The sequence below is a fragment of the Salmonella sp. 741265073_HBA genome, assembly GCF_046569105.1.
GTDB classification, from domain to species: Bacteria; Pseudomonadota; Gammaproteobacteria; order Enterobacterales; family Enterobacteriaceae; genus Salmonella; species Salmonella enterica.
The window spans coordinates 375,966-390,763 of sequence record NZ_JBKFRY010000002.1 but is presented as its reverse complement, the minus strand read 5'-3'; the positions used below and the strand labels follow the sequence as shown (position 1 = coordinate 390,763).

Sequence of the window (14,798 nt, the reverse complement as noted above, 5' to 3'; positions counted from 1 at the left end):
GGGCGAGACCGCCCGTCGTGATTTATTTTCCGCCGAAACGCTAACCGCCTGAGGCGGCTGGGTTCAGTTTACGATCGTAGCGTTTTTTTATCCATACGGTCAGGAAGGGGGCGCACAGAGCGGTAATAATCGTCGAGGCCGCCACCTGCGCCGCCGCCGTCGACGCCAGGTCGGTAAAATGCGGATCGAGCAGCGCGATTGCCGCTGGCGTCGCGACGGCGTTGCCAGAGGTAGTGGATACCGCCGCACCTGCCACGCCGCTGCCTCCCGTCAGACGATCGGCGAAAATATTAAAAAATCCGCCAATCGCCACCGTCATGAGTCCCAGTAAAATGCCTGAAGAACCTGCCGTGATAAGTCTTGCGAAATCAATACCGTATCCTAACCCAAAGGCAAAAAAGGGAATCGTTACCACGCTGCCCTGTTTAAGAAACTTGCGCATGTCCTCATCCAGATTGCCCAAAATCATGCCAATGATAATGGGAATAATAACCGCCACCAGATTCATAAAGGGTATCGACACCATGCCTGCCGACCCTAACGCCAGCATGGTGAAAAAGGGACCATCGTTCAACGATATTACCGCAATCGCGCCGCCGTCGGTTTCATCGCCGTACTCCCCCACCAACGCGGCATATAACCCACTGTTCGAGTTGGTCATCGCCGAAATAATCGCTAAAGCCGACAGACCTAATAACCCATCCGGGCCGCAAAATTTCCCGACCAGAATGCCAATAATCACGCCGCTGGCAAATTTCGCAAAGGTGATCGCAGCGCCTTTTTTCAACGCTTTCGGCGCGGCTTTAAACTGGATATCTGCGCCCATACAGACTAAAAACATGCCTAAAATCGCCATTGCGCCATGCGAAATAGAGGTGACAAAACCGCCTATTTCCAGCGCCTCCGGCGCAAAGGTTTTAAACAATGCGCCGATGATCAGCGGTACAACCATCATACCACCAGGAAAACGTTCCAGTGTTTTTTTAATTTTCATAGCTTATTCCCAGGAGATAACCGGACAGCTTGTGCTGCCCGATTTGGTATCAGAACGTCGGCGCGATCTTATAAATAGAGAATTCGTTATGACCTAAATCTTCTGATTTAGTCGTTTTCCCATTCGCGACGCGTAAAATTTCCTGATAAATTTCCTCGCCCATTTGCGTAATAGAAGCCTCGCCAGACATAATGGCGGACACATCAATATCAAGATTGTCCTGCATCATTTCCCACGTTGCTTTATTACCCGTAATTTTTATTACCGGCGCTATTGGGTTACCGGCAGGCGTTCCGCGACCGGTAGTAAAAATAACGATCTGCGCTCCACCCGCCACCATGCCGGAAATAGATTCAATATCCTGCCCCGGGGTATCCATAATCCACAGGCCCGGATGCGTTGGACTATCGGCATATTCCAGTACGCCCTGTAGTGGCGCATGACCCGCTTTATGCATACAGCCTAACGATTTTTCTTCAATGGTAGTCAACCCGCCTTTAATATTGCCCGGCGTCGGCTGTCCCCCGCGAATATCCTCGCCCAGCGCTTTTGCTCGCACCTCGCAGCCGACCACTAAATCAATGAGCTGTTGACCAACCTCCGGCGTCACCGCACGTTTCGCCATCACATGCTCGGCGCCAATAAATTCCGTCGTTTCAGAAAGAATTGAGCTTCCACCGCAGCGTATCAGCTTATCCGAGGCGACCCCGCAGGAAGGGTTAGACGCCAGCCCCGATGTCGTATCTGACCCGCCGCACTCCATCGCCAGCAGCAGCTCGCTAACCGGTGCTTGCTGCGGTTTTTGCATGGAGAGTTGTTGTGCATAGTCGCGGGCCAGCGAAATCCCCCTGGCCTGACATTTAAGCGTGCCGCCCTCTTCCTGAATGGTGATGCAGGAGGTCGGTTTGCCAAATGCGGTAATCTCCTCTGCGATGCGTAGCGGCTCCGCGCCTTCACAGCCTAAGCCCACAACCACAATAGCGCCGACGTTGGGATTATTCGCCACATTAATCAATGTCTTTTCCGTCAGACGCGCATCGCCTGCCACCTGGCAGCAGCCAAAATCGTTATTCACCCATGTCGCGCCTTTTACCTGCCGGGCAATATCCTGGGCAACTTTATTCGCACAAACGCTGGTAGGTAAAATCAGTACATAATTACGGATGCCAAAACGGCCGTCAGGGCGGCGGAAACCCAAAAAAGTCTCATTGCTCATAATCATTTTCCCTTGTTTTATATTATTTCCAGTCACCACGTCCGCGTTCGCTTTCCACATTGTGGACGTGCACATAGTCGCCACTTTTTATTTCCTGAGTGGCGCGGCCAATGGATTCGCCATATTTATAAACTTCGCCATGAAAAGGCACATCGCAGATGGCGAATTTGTGGCCAAATGGCACATCCTGATGTAACACAACGCTTATCTCACGTTCGCCAATGAACATTGTGGCGGTTTCGCCGGCCTTGAGCGCCGTAATAGCCGTCGCGACGCAATCCTGAGGGTGAATCACCACTGCATTTTTTTTCACGATTAACTCCTTTGCTTTAGTCCTGTCTTCCCTAATCAAAAGGCGTGCCATTTTTTAACTGCATGGTTTATATGACTTTATTTTTATGGGCCAATCTGGCGGTGACAGGAACTGCGGTAATTTGCCTCAGTCGTGTCGCATTTTGCGTCACCTCCTCATGAACGCCTGGCGCGACAAATGTTCTACCCCCTGTTTTGACGTGCGTGTTTGGGCTATGCTATGCGGATCTAAACACCACCTCTAAAGCTACATTTGTAGCTGTATCGAAAACAGGACTACTGGCTGCCATGCAAGAGCAATACCGCCCGGAAGAGATAGAATCCAAAGTACAGCTTCACTGGGATGAGAAGCGCACATTTGAAGTGACCGAAGACGAGAGCAAAGAGAAGTATTACTGCCTGTCGATGCTTCCCTATCCTTCTGGCCGACTACACATGGGCCACGTACGTAACTACACCATCGGCGACGTGGTTGCCCGCTACCAGCGTATGCTGGGCAAAAACGTGCTGCAGCCAATCGGCTGGGACGCCTTCGGCCTGCCGGCGGAAGGCGCGGCGGTAAAGAACAACACCGCGCCGGCGCCGTGGACGTACGACAACATCGCGTACATGAAAAACCAGCTCAAAACGCTGGGTTTTGGTTATGACTGGAGCCGTGAAATCGCGACCTGCACCCCGGAATACTACCGTTGGGAACAGAAGTTCTTCACCGAGCTGTATAAAAAAGGCCTGGTGTACAAGAAGACTTCTGCCGTTAACTGGTGCCCGAACGATCAGACCGTTCTCGCCAACGAACAGGTGATCGACGGCTGCTGCTGGCGCTGCGACACCAAAGTTGAGCGTAAAGAGATCCCACAGTGGTTTATCAAAATCACCGCTTACGCAGACGAGCTGTTGCGCGATCTGGATAAGCTGGACCACTGGCCTGATACCGTAAAAACGATGCAACGCAACTGGATTGGCCGCTCTGAAGGCGTGGAAATCACCTTCGATGTGAAGGGTTACGATAACACCCTGACCGTCTATACCACCCGTCCGGATACCTTTATGGGCGCCACTTACCTGGCGGTGGCCGCCGGTCATCCGCTGGCGCAAAAAGCGGCGGCGAACAACGCCGAGCTGGCGGCGTTCATCGACGAATGCCGTAACACCAAAGTGGCCGAAGCCGAAATGGCGACCATGGAGAAAAAAGGCGTCGACACCGGCTATAAAGCGATTCATCCGTTAACTGGCGAAGAGATCCCGGTCTGGGCGGCAAACTTTGTCCTGATGGAGTACGGCACTGGCGCGGTGATGGCCGTTCCGGGTCACGATCAGCGCGACTACGAATTTGCCTCCAAATACGGTTTGACCATCAAGCCGGTGATTCTGGCCGCCGACGGTTCCGAGCCGGATCTTTCCGAACAGGCGCTGACCGAAAAAGGCGTGCTGTTTAACTCCGGCGAGTTCGACGGTCTGGCCTTTGAAGCGGCGTTTAACGCCATTGCCGATAAACTGGCGGAAAAAGGCGTCGGCGAACGTAAAGTGAACTATCGTCTGCGTGACTGGGGCGTTTCCCGTCAGCGTTACTGGGGCGCGCCGATCCCGATGGTCACCCTGGAAGATGGCACCGTGCTGCCGACGCCGGAAGATCAACTGCCGGTTATTTTGCCGGAAGATGTCGTCATGGACGGCATCACCAGCCCGATCAAGGCCGATCCTGAGTGGGCGAAAACTACCGTTAACGGTATGCCGGCGCTGCGTGAAACCGACACCTTCGACACCTTTATGGAATCGTCATGGTACTACGCGCGTTACACCTGCCCGCAGTATCAGGAAGGAATGCTGGATTCGAAAGCGGCAAACTACTGGCTGCCAGTCGACATCTACATCGGCGGTATTGAACATGCCATCATGCACCTGCTCTACTTCCGCTTCTTCCATAAGCTGATGCGCGATGCGGGCATGGTCACCTCTGACGAGCCGGCTAAGCAGTTGCTGTGTCAGGGCATGGTGCTGGCGGATGCGTTCTATTATGTCGGCGAGAACGGCGAACGTAACTGGGTTTCGCCAGTTGACGCTATCGTCGAGCGCGATGAAAAAGGCCGCATCGTCAAAGCAAAAGACGCAGCGGGTCATGAGCTGGTCTACACTGGCATGAGTAAAATGTCCAAGTCGAAAAATAACGGTATCGACCCGCAGGTAATGGTTGAACGTTATGGCGCGGACACGGTACGCCTGTTTATGATGTTCGCTTCTCCGGCGGATATGACTCTGGAATGGCAGGAGTCCGGCGTAGAAGGCGCAAACCGCTTTATTAAACGCGTCTGGAAGCTGGTTTACGAACACACCGCTAAAGGTCCTGTCGCGGCGCTGAACGTCGATGCGCTGAGCGAAGATCAAAAAGCGCTGCGTCGCGATGTGCATAAAACCATTGCCAAAGTGACCGATGATATCGGCCGCCGTCAGACGTTCAACACCGCCATTGCGGCGATCATGGAGTTGATGAACAAACTGGCGAAAGCCCCGCAGGAAGGCGAACAAGACCGCGCACTGCTTCAGGAAGCGCTGCAGGCCGTCGTGCGTATGCTTAACCCGTTCACCCCGCACGTCTGCTTTACCTTGTGGCAGGAACTGGGTGGCGAAGGCGATATCGACAACGCGCCGTGGCCGGTTGCCGACGAGCAGGCAATGGTGGAAAACACCACGCTGGTTGTCGTGCAGGTTAACGGTAAAGTTCGCGGTAAGATCACCGTTGCGGTGGATGCCACCGAAGAACAGGTGCGTGAACGTGCAGGCCAGGAACATCTGGTGGCAAAATATCTTGATGGTGTTACCGTGCGTAAAGTGATTTACGTTCCGGGTAAACTCCTCAATCTGGTTGTTGGCTAAGCGCGGGAGGAAGCGTGCGATATCTGGTAACACTGTTGTTATCTCTGGCGGTGCTGGTCACCGCCGGATGCGGCTGGCATCTGCGTAGCACTACGCAGGTTCCGGCTTCAATGAAAACGATGATCCTCGATTCCGGCGATCCGAACGGTCCGCTAAGTCGTGCGGTACGTAATCAGTTACGGCTGAATAACGTAAACCTGCTTGATAAAGACACAACGCGCAAAGACGTTCCGTCTCTGCGGCTTGGAACGGTGACTATTTCGCAGGATACGGCGTCAGTGTTCCAGGACGGCCAGACGGCGGAATATCAGATGGTGATGACCGTCAATGCCTCGGTATTGATTCCGGGCCATGACATCTATCCTATCAGCACGAAAGTGTACCGTTCGTTCTTCGATAACCCGCAGATGGCGTTGGCGAAGGATAACGAGCAGGCCATGATCGTTCAGGAGATGTACGACAAAGCCGCTGAACAGCTGATTCGTAAGCTGACCAGCGTCCGCGCGGCGGATATTCAGGCGACGAAAGAGGAGGCTACCGCCGACAATGAGACGGCGGCGCCCGCCTCTACGCCAGCACGCGTCTCCACTACGCTGAGTAACTAATGATCAGGTTGTATCCTGAACAACTCCGCGCGCAGCTCAACGAAGGGCTGCGTGCGGCATATTTATTATTGGGCAACGATCCGCTGCTGCTGCAGGAAAGTCAGGACGCTATTCGTCTGGCGGCTGCGTCGCAAGGCTTCGAAGAGCACCACGCTTTTACTCTCGATCCCAGTACAGACTGGGGATCGCTTTTCTCACTCTGCCAGGCGATGAGCCTGTTCGCCAGCCGTCAAACGCTGGTGCTGCAACTGCCGGAAAACGGGCCTAACGCGGCAATGAATGAGCAACTCGCCACGCTGAGCGAGCTGCTGCATGACGACCTGTTATTAATAGTACGCGGAAACAAGCTCACCAAAGCGCAGGAAAACGCCGCCTGGTATACCGCACTGGCAGACCGTAGCGTTCAGGTCAGTTGTCAGACGCCGGAGCAGGCGCAGCTTCCCCGCTGGGTGGCCGCCAGAGCGAAAGCACAGAATTTGCAACTGGATGACGCCGCGAACCAACTGCTGTGCTATTGCTATGAGGGCAATCTGTTGGCGCTGGCACAGGCGCTGGAACGACTGTCGCTGCTCTGGCCTGACGGTAAGTTAACGCTTCCTCGCGTGGAGCAGGCCGTCAATGACGCCGCCCACTTTACCCCTTTCCACTGGGTGGATGCGTTACTGATGGGGAAAAGCAAACGCGCGCTGCATATCCTGCAACAGCTACGCCTTGAAGGCAGCGAACCGGTTATTCTGCTGCGGACCCTCCAGCGAGAGCTGCTGCTACTGGTCAATCTCAAACGTCAGTCCGCGCATACGCCGTTACGCGCGCTGTTTGATAAACACCGGGTCTGGCAAAACCGTCGCCCCATGATCGGCGACGCGTTGCAGCGTCTCCATCCTGCACAGCTTCGCCAGGCCGTGCAGTTACTGACGCGTACAGAAATTACGCTCAAACAGGATTATGGTCAGTCAGTATGGGCAGATCTTGAAGGGCTGTCGCTCCTGCTCTGCCATAAGGCGCTGGCAGACGTATTTATTGATGGGTGATATGAAATCGTTACAGGCTTTATTCGGCGGCACCTTTGATCCGGTGCATTATGGACATCTTAAACCTGTTGAAACGCTGGCGAATCTGATCGGCTTATCGCGGGTGATTATTATGCCTAACAATGTGCCGCCGCATCGCCCCCAGCCGGAAGCCTCCAGCGCGCAGCGTAAATATATGCTGGAGCTGGCTATCGCCGATAAGCCGCTTTTTACGCTGGATGAACGCGAGCTACAGCGAAACGCGCCCTCTTACACTGCGCAAACGCTGAAAGCATGGCGCGAAGAACAGGGCCCCGAAGCGCCGCTGGCGTTTATTATCGGCCAGGATTCGCTGCTTAACTTCCCCTCCTGGCATGATTACGACACCATCCTCGATAACACTCACCTGATCGTTTGTCGTCGTCCGGGCTATCCCCTTGAAATGACGCAGGCGCAACACCAGCAGTGGCTGGAACAGCATCTGACCCATACGCCGGACGATCTGCACCAGTTGCCAGCCGGTAAAATTTACCTGGCGGAAACGCCCTGGCTTAATATCTCCGCAACCCTCATCCGCGAACGTCTGGAAAAAGGCGAGTCCTGCGACGATCTGTTGCCGGAAAACGTGCTGAACTACATCAATCAGCAGGGGTTATACCGGTAAGCACATTGCGCAGCGCCGACAACAGACGCCCGTTTTGCGCAGCGCTGCGTATCGCCACACGATAATAGCGGCTGTCCAGCCCCGGGTAGTTAGCGCAGCTACGGATTAAAATCCGCTGCGTCAGCAACCGTCGCTGCAGATCAATATCCTCTCGCTCACAGCGTAACAACAGATAGTTTGCCCGCCCGGGATAAACCGTCAGCAGGGGGAGCTGACAAAGCGCCTGATAAAACCGGGCGCCCTCCTCCCGTAACCAATGCCAGGTCGCCTGTTGCCAGGCGCTATCCTGTAACGCTACCTCACCGGCAAGCGCCGCCAGCGCGTTAACCGACCACGGCATTTGTTGGCGACGCATCCGCGCCATCGCCGCGTCATCGCTATTGACGAGATATCCCAACCGCAGGCCGGGAATGGCATAAAATTTGGTCAGCGAACGCAGCACCCAGATATGCGGATTATCTTTAAGAGCAGGAATAAAGCCCGTCTCATGCGGAATAAAATCGATAAACGCTTCATCCAGGATCAGGTTAATGTTCAGCGATTTGCAGCGTTCGGCAATGGCCTGTAATAACTGCCGCTCCGGCAGCAGGCCGGTAGGATTATTGGGCGTACACAGAAACAGGCAGTCCAGATCGGGCGTCAACGCCTCAAGAATGGCATCGGTAAGCTGCCAGCCATCCGCTTCGCGTAGAGACCAGCGACGAATTTCACAGCCACTTTGCGCCAGCGCCCGGCCATACTCCGCGAAACCTGGCGTGACAATCATTGCACGACGCGGTTTAAGACCGCTCGCCACGGTAAAGATTGACTCCGTCTCGCCATTTCCCGCCAGTATCCACGATGCCGGCACCTGATGATGACGCGCCAGCGCCTGGTGCAAATGAAAATAATCGGCGTCCGGGTAGCGCTCAATGCAGTCCAGTTTGTCGATAAGCGCGCGTTTCACGCTGACAGGCATACCCAGCGGATTAATGTTTGCGCTAAAATCCAGTAACTGGTCAGGTGAGATGCCCAACACCGTCGCGGCTTCCCGAATATTACCGCCATGCGCGCTGTTGAATAACGCCATTATGCCTCCGGCCAAAAAACGCTATTTTAGTGAAAAAAACGTTGCGCAATCAGGGGCATTATCATGTTTTGCGCATTTAACCTCATGAGGAATACCATGCGATTGTGGCTGGTGCGTCATGGCGAAACCGAGGCCAATGTCGCCGGGTTGTATAGCGGACATGCTCCCACGCCGTTAACGGAAAAAGGGATTGGCCAGGCGAAAACGCTACATACTTTATTGCGCCACGCGCCATTTGACCGGGTGTTATGCAGCGAGCTGGAGCGCGCGCGCCATACCGCCCGGCTCGTACTGGAGGGCCGGGATGTGCCGCAACACATCTTACCTGAGCTTAATGAGATGTACTTCGGCGACTGGGAAATGCGCCATCACCGCGACCTCACCCATGAAGATGCCGAAAGCTATGCCGCCTGGTGTACGGACTGGCAGAATGCGGTTCCGACCAATGGCGAGGGTTTTCAGGCTTTTACCCGGCGCGTAGAGCGCTTTATCTCGCGACTCGACGCGTTCAGCGATTGCCAGAACCTGCTGATCGTCAGCCATCAGGGCGTACTCAGCCTGTTGATTGCCCGTCTGCTCGCAATGCCCGCAGCCTCGCTATGGCATTTCCGGGTAGAACAGGGATGCTGGAGCGCAATCGACATATGCGAAGGGTTCGCCACCCTGAAAGTATTAAATAGTCGTGCCGTCTGGCGGCCTGAGTGATGAATTTTCCGTTTTTTCTCGCCGCAGCGGTTTCGCCCATTGACAGCCCCCGACAGGCTGTTATTCTCCGCAGCCAGGCTTTTTTCACCTTGCAGAGCTTTGCAGAAATTGTTTTACAAAAATGGCGATGCTTTCTGTGACGTGGGATGGGATGATAATCTGGTTTTAAACGCCGATCCGGCGACATAAGTCCCGGTATCGCCGCTAATTCAGGTATACTACACGGCGTCCCGCCGGAAGGTTAGCGTTAACTCGCAACGCCTTACCGGTCCAGCCTGTTGGCCTTTTTCTATCGTTATAACGCAATTATTCACCCAGGGGGAAAACTTGCAGGGTAAAGCACTCCAGGATTTTGTTATCGACAAAATTGATGACCTGAAAGGTCAGGACATCATCGCCTTAGATGTTCAGGGTAAATCCAGTATCACCGACTGTATGATTATTTGTACCGGCACCTCCAGCCGTCACGTTATGTCTATTGCCGACCACGTGGTGCAGTCGTCGCGCGCGGCCGGTATGCTGCCATTGGGCGTCGAAGGCGAAAATGCGGCTGACTGGATTGTCGTCGATCTGGGCGATGTGATTGTGCATGTCATGCAGGAAGAAAGTCGCCGCCTGTATGAACTGGAAAAACTCTGGAGTTAATGCGTGAAGCTGCAACTTGTCGCTGTCGGCACGAAGATGCCCGACTGGGTTCAAACGGGATTTACGGAATATCTGCGTCGTTTTCCGAAAGATATGCCCTTTGAGCTGATCGAAATCCCTGCGGGCAAACGCGGCAAGAACGCGGATATCAAACGCATTCTCGACAAAGAGGGCGAGCAGATGCTGGCCGCCGCCGGTAAGAATCGCATTGTTACCCTGGATATTCCAGGCAAGCCGTGGGATACGCCGCAGTTAGCCAATGAGCTGGAGCGCTGGAAACAGGACGGGCGCGACGTCAGTTTGCTGATTGGCGGCCCGGAAGGATTATCTCCCGCCTGCAAAGCGGCAGCGGAACAGAGCTGGTCGCTCTCGGCGTTAACGCTCCCTCACCCGCTGGTTCGGGTTCTGGTCGCGGAGAGTTTGTACCGGGCGTGGAGCATCACAACCAACCACCCTTATCACCGTGAGTGATCGTGAAGTCTTGAGAAGATTAAGCAGCGGATGAAACGACAAAATTCTTTTCGTGACTATACGGCTGAGTCCGCACTGTTTGTGCGTCGGGCGCTGGTCGCCTTTTTGGGTATTTTGCTGCTGACCGGCGTACTGATCGCCAATTTGTATAATCTGCAAATCCTTCGTTTTACCGATTACCAGACCCGCTCGAACGAAAACCGTATCAAGCTGGTGCCAATTGCGCCAAGCCGCGGGATAATCTACGACCGCAACGGCATTCCCCTTGCGCTGAACCGCACTATCTATCAGATTGAAATGATGCCGGAAAAGGTGGATAACGTTCAGCAAACGCTGGATGCGCTACGCAGTGTGGTCGATTTAAACGACGACGATATCGCCGCCTTTAAAAAAGAGCGCGCCCGATCCCATCGCTTTACTTCTATTCCGGTGAAAACAAACCTGACGGAAGTTCAGGTCGCGCGCTTTGCTGTCAACCAGTACCGTTTTCCGGGCGTCGAAGTCAAAGGCTATAAACGCCGCTATTATCCATACGGATCGGCGCTGACCCACGTTATCGGCTACGTATCGAAAATCAATGATAAAGACGTCGAGCGTCTCGACAGAGAAAACAAACTGGCAAACTACGCCGCCACCCATGACATCGGCAAGCTGGGCATTGAGCGCTACTATGAAGATATTCTGCATGGGCAAACCGGTTATGAAGAGGTTGAAGTCAACAACCGCGGCCGCGTCATTCGCCAGCTCAAAGAGGTGCCGCCGCAGGCCGGACACGATATCTACCTGACGCTGGATCTCAAGCTCCAGCAGTATATTGAAACGCTGCTGGCAGGCAGTCGCGCGGCGGTGATTGTCACCGATCCGCGTACCGGCGGCGTGCTATCGCTGGTCTCCATGCCAAGTTACGACCCTAACCTTTTCGTGGATGGCATCTCCAGCAAAGATTACTCCGGGCTGCTTAACGACCCGAACACGCCATTAGTGAACCGCGCGACTCAGGGTGTCTACCCACCCGCTTCTACCGTTAAGCCTTACGTCGCCGTATCGGCGTTAAGCGCTGGCGTCATCACCCGTAACACCAGTCTTTTCGACCCTGGCTGGTGGCAGTTGCCGGGGTCTGAGAAACGCTACCGCGACTGGAAAAAATGGGGCCACGGGCATCTGAATATCACCAAATCCCTTGAAGAGTCGGCAGATACCTTCTTCTATCAGGTGGCCTATGACATGGGGATCGATCGCCTGTCAGAATGGATGGGTAAGTTCGGCTATGGTCACTATACGGGAATTGATCTCGCAGAAGAGCGCTCTGGTAATATGCCGACCCGCGAGTGGAAACAGAAACGCTTTAAAAAACCGTGGTATCAGGGCGATACGATTCCGGTGGGCATCGGCCAGGGTTACTGGACGGCAACGCCGATTCAGATGAGTAAGGCGCTGATGATCCTTATTAACGACGGTGTAGTTAAAGTCCCGCACCTGTTAATGAGCACCGCGGAAAACGGTAAACAGGTGCCGTGGGTACAGCCGCATGAGCCGCCGGTGGGCGATATTCACTCCGGCTACTGGGAAATTGCGAAAGATGGCATGTATGGCGTCGCCAACCGCCCTAACGGCACGGCGCATAAATATTTTGCCAGCGCGCCCTATAAAATCGCGGCGAAGTCGGGCACCGCGCAGGTCTTTGGCCTGAAGGCCAACGAAACGTACAATGCGCATAAAATCGCCGAGCGCCTGCGCGACCATAAATTGATGACCGCCTTTGCGCCGTATAACAATCCCCAGGTCGCCGTCGCGATCATCCTTGAAAACGGCGGCGCAGGCCCGGCAGTAGGCACGATCATGCGCCAAATCCTTGATCACATTATGCTGGGCGACAACAACACCCATTTGCCTGCGGAAAACCCGGTGGTTGCAGCGGCGGAGGACCAATAATCATGACGGATAATCCGAACAAAAAAACCTTCTGGGATAAAATTCATATCGATCCCACGATGCTACTCATTCTGCTGGCGTTACTGGTTTACAGCGCATTGGTCATCTGGAGCGCCAGCGGCCAGGACATCGGCATGATGGAGCGTAAAATCGGTCAGATTGCGATGGGGCTGGTGGTTATGGTGGTGATGGCGCAGATCCCGCCGCGCGTGTATGAAGGCTGGGCGCCCTATCTCTATATCATTTGTATCATTCTGCTGGTCGCCGTTGATGCCTTCGGCGCAATATCCAAAGGCGCGCAGCGCTGGCTCGATCTGGGAATCGTTCGCTTTCAGCCTTCGGAAATAGCCAAAATCGCCGTGCCGCTGATGGTCGCCCGCTTTATTAACCGTGACGTCTGTCCGCCCTCGCTGAAAAATACCGCCATCGCCCTGGTATTAATCTTTATGCCTACCCTGCTGGTTGCCGCCCAGCCGGACCTGGGGACGTCTATTCTGGTCGCCCTTTCCGGTCTCTTTGTCCTATTTTTGTCTGGTCTGAGCTGGCGCTTAATTGGGGTCGCCATTGTATTGATCGCTGCATTTATTCCTATTTTGTGGTTTTTCCTGATGCACGATTACCAACGCCAGCGCGTCATGATGCTCCTTGATCCGGAGACCGATCCGCTGGGCGCGGGCTATCATATTATTCAGTCTAAAATCGCCATTGGCTCAGGCGGCCTGCGCGGCAAAGGCTGGCTCCACGGCACCCAGTCGCAGCTGGAGTTTTTACCCGAACGCCATACCGACTTTATCTTCGCGGTACTGGCGGAAGAGCTCGGTCTGGTGGGCATCCTGATTCTGCTCGCGCTCTATATTTTGCTAATAATGCGCGGTCTGTGGATTGCCGCCAGAGCGCAAACTACATTTGGTCGCGTGATGGCTGGCGGATTAATGTTAATATTATTCGTTTATGTCTTCGTAAATATTGGTATGGTGAGCGGTATTCTGCCTGTGGTTGGAGTACCTTTACCCCTGGTCAGCTACGGGGGCTCCGCACTGATTGTGCTGATGGCCGGGTTCGGGATTGTGATGTCGATCCACACCCACAGAAAAATGTTGTCGAAAAGCGTATAAGGGGTGCGCAATGCGTAAGCAGTTGCCTGTAATCTGCGTCGCGGCAGGGATAGTACTACTCGCGGCATGTACTAATGACGGCGGTCAGCAGCAAACCACCGTCGCGCCGCAACCTGCGGTATGTAATGGTCCGACTGTGGAAATCAGCGGAGCGGAACCGCGTTATGAACCTCTGAATCCGACCGCAAACCAGGATTATCAGCGTGACGGTAAAAGTTATAAAATCGTTCAGGACCCGTCCCGCTTTAGCCAGGCTGGCCTGGCCGCTATTTATGATGCGGAACCCGGCAGTAATTTAACCGCCTCCGGGGAGATGTTCGATCCGATGCAGCTTACCGCCGCCCATCCGACACTGCCTATCCCCAGCTATGCGCGAATCACCAACCTGGCCAACGGTCGCATGATCGTCGTGCGTATTAACGATCGCGGCCCCTATGGCACCGATCGGGTCATCTCCCTGTCCCGCGCGGCGGCGGATCGTCTGAATACCTCGAATAATACTAAAGTACGGATTGACCCTATTATCGTGGCGCCGGATGGTTCGCTCTCCGGCCCGGGGATGGCCTGTACGACGGTGGCGAAACAGACCTACGCTCTGCCCCCGCGCCCTGATTTAAGCGGCGGAATGGGAAGCGCCTCTTCAGCGCCTGCGCAACCGCAAGGCGACGTTCTTCCGGTCAGTAATTCCACGTTGAAAAGTGACGATACCACCGGTGCGCCGGTGAGCAGCAGCGGCTTCCTCGGCGCGCCGACCACGCTGGCGCCTGGCGTGCTGGAGGGTAATGAACCGACGCCGGCGCCACAGCCAGCGCCGGTTTCCGCGCCGGTGACGGCTCCAGCGACTGCGACGCCGGTGAGCGCGCCTGCCGCCACGGCCCCGGTATCTGCCCCGGTGAGCGCGCCTGTCGCCGCGGCGAGCGGCCGTTTCGTCGTCCAGGTCGGCGCCGTCAGCGATCAAACGCGTGCGCAGCAATACCAACAGCGTTTAAGCCAGCAGTTCAGCGTACCAGGACGCGTAATACAAAACGGCGCGGTCTGGCGTATTCAACTGGGGCCTTTTGCCAGTAAAGCCGAAGCCAGCGCGTTACAGCAACGTTTGCAAACAGAAGCACAATTACAGTCCTTTATCGCCAGCGCGCAGTAACCGATCGCAGGTATCTGTACTGTCAATTTCTGTAAATGACATTAA

14 protein-coding genes are annotated in these 14,798 nt (G+C 54.8%); 10 read left to right on the top strand and 4 right to left on the bottom strand.

Annotated elements, in window-relative coordinates; all coding sequences use genetic code 11:
- Positions 1-40: 40 nt before the first annotated feature.
- From ACLD3P_RS04410 to ACLD3P_RS04400, 3 genes are read right to left on the bottom strand one after another with little or no spacing between them, the layout of a single operon-like run.
- Positions 41-994, bottom strand: coding sequence for a 2-keto-3-deoxygluconate permease (locus tag ACLD3P_RS04410; protein WP_079841855.1), 954 nt, complete (start codon positions 992-994; stop codon positions 41-43).
- Between the two features lie 49 nt (positions 995-1,043).
- Positions 1,044-2,216 (bottom strand): UxaA family hydrolase, encoded by a 1,173-nt coding sequence (locus ACLD3P_RS04405; RefSeq protein WP_115286814.1) that lies wholly within the window; start codon positions 2,214-2,216, stop codon positions 1,044-1,046.
- Positions 2,217-2,232: 16 nt separating this feature from the next.
- Positions 2,233-2,574, bottom strand: coding sequence for a UxaA family hydrolase (locus ACLD3P_RS04400; protein ID WP_001574029.1), 342 nt, complete (start codon positions 2,572-2,574; stop codon positions 2,233-2,235).
- A gap of 236 nt (positions 2,575-2,810) precedes the next feature.
- Here ACLD3P_RS04400 and leuS point away from each other — a divergent pair, with 236 nt between their 5' ends.
- Genes leuS through nadD form a run of 4 tightly spaced genes read left to right on the top strand, consistent with a single transcriptional unit; the run spans position 2,811 to position 7,672 of the window.
- The gene (leuS, locus tag ACLD3P_RS04395; protein ID WP_001157916.1) at positions 2,811-5,393 is read left to right on the top strand and encodes a leucine--tRNA ligase; all 2,583 of its coding nucleotides are present in this window, start codon (positions 2,811-2,813) and stop codon (positions 5,391-5,393) included.
- A gap of 14 nt (positions 5,394-5,407) precedes the next feature.
- Complete coding sequence (gene lptE / locus ACLD3P_RS04390; RefSeq protein WP_001269950.1) at positions 5,408-5,998, top strand: LPS assembly lipoprotein LptE; 591 nt, start codon at positions 5,408-5,410, stop codon at positions 5,996-5,998.
- Positions 5,998-7,029: a DNA polymerase III subunit delta gene (gene holA / locus ACLD3P_RS04385; RefSeq protein WP_000620491.1), complete on the top strand. Its 1,032-nt coding sequence runs from the start codon at positions 5,998-6,000 to the stop codon at positions 7,027-7,029. The genes lptE and holA overlap by 1 nt, the downstream gene beginning before the upstream one ends.
- Position 7,030: 1 nt before the next feature.
- A complete protein-coding gene (gene nadD / locus ACLD3P_RS04380; RefSeq protein ID WP_023972009.1) occupies positions 7,031-7,672 on the top strand; it encodes a nicotinate-nucleotide adenylyltransferase in 642 nt (213 codons plus the stop codon).
- Here the strand turns inward: nadD and cobD are convergent.
- On the bottom strand, positions 7,647-8,741 hold the full coding sequence (gene cobD, locus ACLD3P_RS04375; protein ID WP_411006339.1) for a threonine-phosphate decarboxylase: 1,095 nt from the start codon (positions 8,739-8,741) through the stop codon (positions 7,647-7,649). The genes nadD and cobD overlap by 26 nt on opposite strands.
- A gap of 96 nt (positions 8,742-8,837) precedes the next feature.
- Between cobD and ACLD3P_RS04370 the strand changes: the two genes are divergently transcribed.
- The 6 genes from ACLD3P_RS04370 to rlpA all read left to right on the top strand — a co-directional run bounded on the left by ACLD3P_RS04370 (position 8,838) and on the right by rlpA (position 14,753).
- On the top strand, positions 8,838-9,446 hold the full coding sequence (locus ACLD3P_RS04370) for an adenosylcobalamin/alpha-ribazole phosphatase (RefSeq protein ID WP_001241922.1): 609 nt from the start codon (positions 8,838-8,840) through the stop codon (positions 9,444-9,446).
- A gap of 327 nt (positions 9,447-9,773) precedes the next feature.
- On the top strand, positions 9,774-10,091 hold the full coding sequence (gene rsfS / locus ACLD3P_RS04365; protein WP_001161670.1) for a ribosome silencing factor: 318 nt from the start codon (positions 9,774-9,776) through the stop codon (positions 10,089-10,091).
- Between the two features lie 3 nt (positions 10,092-10,094).
- Positions 10,095-10,562 (top strand): 23S rRNA (pseudouridine(1915)-N(3))-methyltransferase RlmH, encoded by a 468-nt coding sequence (gene rlmH / locus ACLD3P_RS04360; RefSeq protein WP_000776107.1) that lies wholly within the window; start codon positions 10,095-10,097, stop codon positions 10,560-10,562.
- Between the two features lie 30 nt (positions 10,563-10,592).
- On the top strand, positions 10,593-12,494 hold the full coding sequence (mrdA, locus tag ACLD3P_RS04355; RefSeq protein ID WP_000828700.1) for a peptidoglycan DD-transpeptidase MrdA: 1,902 nt from the start codon (positions 10,593-10,595) through the stop codon (positions 12,492-12,494).
- 2 nt (positions 12,495-12,496) lie between these two features.
- Positions 12,497-13,609 carry a peptidoglycan glycosyltransferase MrdB gene (gene mrdB / locus ACLD3P_RS04350; RefSeq protein WP_000131713.1) on the top strand — a complete coding sequence of 371 codons (1,113 nt, stop codon included), beginning with the start codon at positions 12,497-12,499 and terminating at the stop codon, positions 13,607-13,609.
- Between the two features lie 10 nt (positions 13,610-13,619).
- Positions 13,620-14,753, top strand: coding sequence for an endolytic peptidoglycan transglycosylase RlpA (gene rlpA, locus ACLD3P_RS04345; protein ID WP_001231297.1), 1,134 nt, complete (start codon positions 13,620-13,622; stop codon positions 14,751-14,753).
- The last annotated feature ends 45 nt before the right edge of the window (positions 14,754-14,798 follow it).

Excerpts from the sequence above, each read along its gene's own strand:
- ACLD3P_RS04410 (WP_079841855.1), bottom strand. The coding sequence starts at position 994 with ATGAAAATTAAAAAAACACTGGAACGTTTTCCTGGTGGTATGATGGTT.
- ACLD3P_RS04405 (WP_115286814.1), bottom strand. The coding sequence starts at position 2,216 with ATGATTATGAGCAATGAGACTTTTTTGGGTTTCCGCCGCCCTGACGGC.
- ACLD3P_RS04400 (WP_001574029.1), bottom strand. The coding sequence starts at position 2,574 with ATGGCACGCCTTTTGATTAGGGAAGACAGGACTAAAGCAAAGGAGTTA.
- leuS (WP_001157916.1), top strand. The coding sequence starts at position 2,811 with ATGCAAGAGCAATACCGCCCGGAAGAGATAGAATCCAAAGTACAGCTT.
- holA (WP_000620491.1), top strand. The coding sequence starts at position 5,998 with ATGATCAGGTTGTATCCTGAACAACTCCGCGCGCAGCTCAACGAAGGG.
- nadD (WP_023972009.1), top strand. The coding sequence starts at position 7,031 with ATGAAATCGTTACAGGCTTTATTCGGCGGCACCTTTGATCCGGTGCAT.
- cobD (WP_411006339.1), bottom strand. The coding sequence starts at position 8,741 with ATGGCGTTATTCAACAGCGCGCATGGCGGTAATATTCGGGAAGCCGCG.
- ACLD3P_RS04370 (WP_001241922.1), top strand. The coding sequence starts at position 8,838 with ATGCGATTGTGGCTGGTGCGTCATGGCGAAACCGAGGCCAATGTCGCC.
- mrdA (WP_000828700.1), top strand. The coding sequence starts at position 10,593 with ATGAAACGACAAAATTCTTTTCGTGACTATACGGCTGAGTCCGCACTG.
- mrdB (WP_000131713.1), top strand. The coding sequence starts at position 12,497 with ATGACGGATAATCCGAACAAAAAAACCTTCTGGGATAAAATTCATATC.
- rlpA (WP_001231297.1), top strand. The coding sequence starts at position 13,620 with ATGCGTAAGCAGTTGCCTGTAATCTGCGTCGCGGCAGGGATAGTACTA.